Origin of the sequence: Halomonas sp. 707D4 (genome assembly GCF_024158685.1) — a bacterium.
In the GTDB taxonomy this organism is placed as follows: Bacteria; Pseudomonadota; Gammaproteobacteria; order Pseudomonadales; family Halomonadaceae; genus Vreelandella.
In genome coordinates this window covers 1-2,219 of the sequence record NZ_JAMZBD010000498.1, presented here as the reverse complement: position 1 = coordinate 2,219, position 2,219 = coordinate 1, and the positions used below count along the sequence as shown (strand labels likewise).

General features: G+C 66.8%; 1 protein-coding gene and 1 pseudogene. Both read right to left on the bottom strand.

Features of this window, described 5'->3' with window-relative positions; all coding sequences use genetic code 11:
• Nucleotides 1–1,856 (bottom strand): annotated as a pseudogene (locus BIS11_RS15760) (UDP-N-acetylmuramoyl-tripeptide--D-alanyl-D-alanine ligase); the annotation flags it as partial.
• A gap of 42 nt (nucleotides 1,857–1,898) precedes the next feature.
• The coding region (locus tag BIS11_RS15755; RefSeq protein WP_367399225.1) for a ThiF family adenylyltransferase at nucleotides 1,899–2,219 on the bottom strand (321 nt) is incomplete at its 5' end.

Genomic DNA, 2,219 nt, shown 5'->3' with positions numbered 1-2,219 from the left:
ATGTCATCGCGGCGCCACTGCCCCGCCTCGCGCGAGGTGATCGGGGTGGCGAGACGAGACACGGGCGCCTGCAGGTAGTGGCATAGATACGCCACGAACCCGGAAAGATAGTGCTCCACGTCGTCGATACGCACCCGAAAGCTGTGGTGGCGGATGAAGAAGCTGCCGACGATGCGCTCGGGGCGTTTGAAGTACATCGCGAACTCGGGCCAGAAGTGACCGTTGAGCAGGTAGTGGGCGCGTTTTTCCAGCGCCCGGTAGAAGTGCTCGATGTCGATGAGCTCGAGCAGGTGGCGATATTCGGGTGTGGCCTGCAGCCGCGTGATCATCTTGTGCGCCGCCATCATCAGCTCGAGAAGCGTCGGGAAGGTGGTGATGCGCTCCTCGACGAAGTCGAGATACCCTGCCACGTTCTGCAGGCCGAAGCGGTAGTAGCGCTCTTCGGGCCGGTAAAGCGTCAATTCGTTGACGCAGTAGCTCAACCAGTGGTCGTGGGCGCGCCAGTGCTCCTGGGCGATGAAGTACTCGAAAGCGCGCTCGACCACCTCAAGCCACCGTGCATCCTTCGTCAGTCCAAAAAGGCGCATCAGCCCGAACGCCGCTTCGCCATCGTAGTAGATGATGCGAAAGCGTTCCTTGACGCTGAGATCCGCCGCGTTCAGCACGTGATCGAAGCCGCCGCTTTCTAGCTGGAGCTGGCGAATGCCCAGCGCCAGCTCCTCCATCACCGGCAGATAGCGCGCGTCGCCGGTAACCTCGGTGTATTTCGCCAGCGCCAGCAGCGTCACGCCGCTGCCGCCGAGCTTGATCTCGCCGTTGGCTTCCAGCAGGTAGGTCACGCGCTCGCCGCGATGCTCGAAGCGCTTCAGAAACGTCGTGGTCAACCGGCCCAGCGCCCGGTCGATCGCGTCTTTCAGCACGGCGCTCTGGTTGACCTCCCAGGCCTCGAGCATGCTGTAGATGCTGCTGGCGTGGCGCAGCGTGTTGTAGCCTGCGACGTCGCGATCGAAACAGGGGTGGATGCCGTAGACGAAGCGTCCATCCGGCTCTACCTGGGCGGCCAGGAAGGCGCTGGCGCTGTCGATCAGGGCGCGGGTCGCCGCCGGGGTCAGCGCCTCGATGACGCGCCGGCCGGTATGGCGCCCCTGCTTGCCGCCGCGATAGCCCTGCAACGGCCTGGGCGGTTGCCCGGGTTCGATCAGCAGCGCGTCGGTGGCGAAGGTGTAGACGCGCTGGCGCGGGTCGAAATCGACCTCGAAGGCCGCCCCGAAACGCTCCCGGGCGTAGCGCCGGAAGTTGCCGGGATTGAGCTCGGCGCTTGCCACCCGGCTGCCCGCGTAGAGCATGGCGTTGGCGTTGAGCTCCTGCTCGAGAAAGGCGTGATGCAGGCCCGGGTCCAGCGCGATGCCGCGGCGAAAGTAGTTGCGCTTGTGGCGTGAAAGCGTGGTGGCGAGACTCTCCCAGGTGTGCGCCGTGACGTCATGGGCCCAGTCCAGGCGCAGCCAGCGTACCGGCGCATCCAATGCGTAATGCTCGATGAGCTGCTCTTCGAGCCCCTGCCAGAGCGCGTCACTGCAGGGAGCGCCGCGTTCGCTCGCGACCCGCGCCCGGCAGGTGCCGTCGGTGACCGACACGAAGACGCGCAGCGGCGCGTCGGCCTCGGCAGCAAGGCGCTCGACGAGCGCTTGCCGGGCGCCGGCCAGCGCTTGGCCAAGCGACAGGCGCTGGCTGGCGTCCACGCTCGCGCGCTTGTCCACGACGGGCACCCGAAAGGCGGGCGGGGCGCTTTTGCCCGCGCGGCCCTGCTGGGCACGCCGGGCCTGCAAAAGGCTCTTCGAGCCGGAGAATCTTGCCACGCTACTCCCTCTGGTCGGGTTCGGTGCCCGCTGGGCACGCCTTCAAACGGCGGGTTTACCGCATACTGGGCAGGCGGGGTCGCGGGGCACCTGGAAGTGGCGCCAGCGCCCGCTCAGGGCATCGAAGGTAGAAAGCCCCTGATGAACGCGCCCAACCCTGCTTGCGATCTTCACCGCCTCGAGCGCCTGGAAGGCGCCGATCACGCCCACCAGCGGCGAGATCACCCCACTCTCGGCGCAGCTCAGGGCCTCGTCGGCGCCATCGCCGGGTGGATAGAGACAAGCGTAGCAGGGACTTTGCGGCACGCGCGGGTCGAACACCGCCAGTTGACCGGAAAAGCGGATCGCCGCGCCGGACACCAG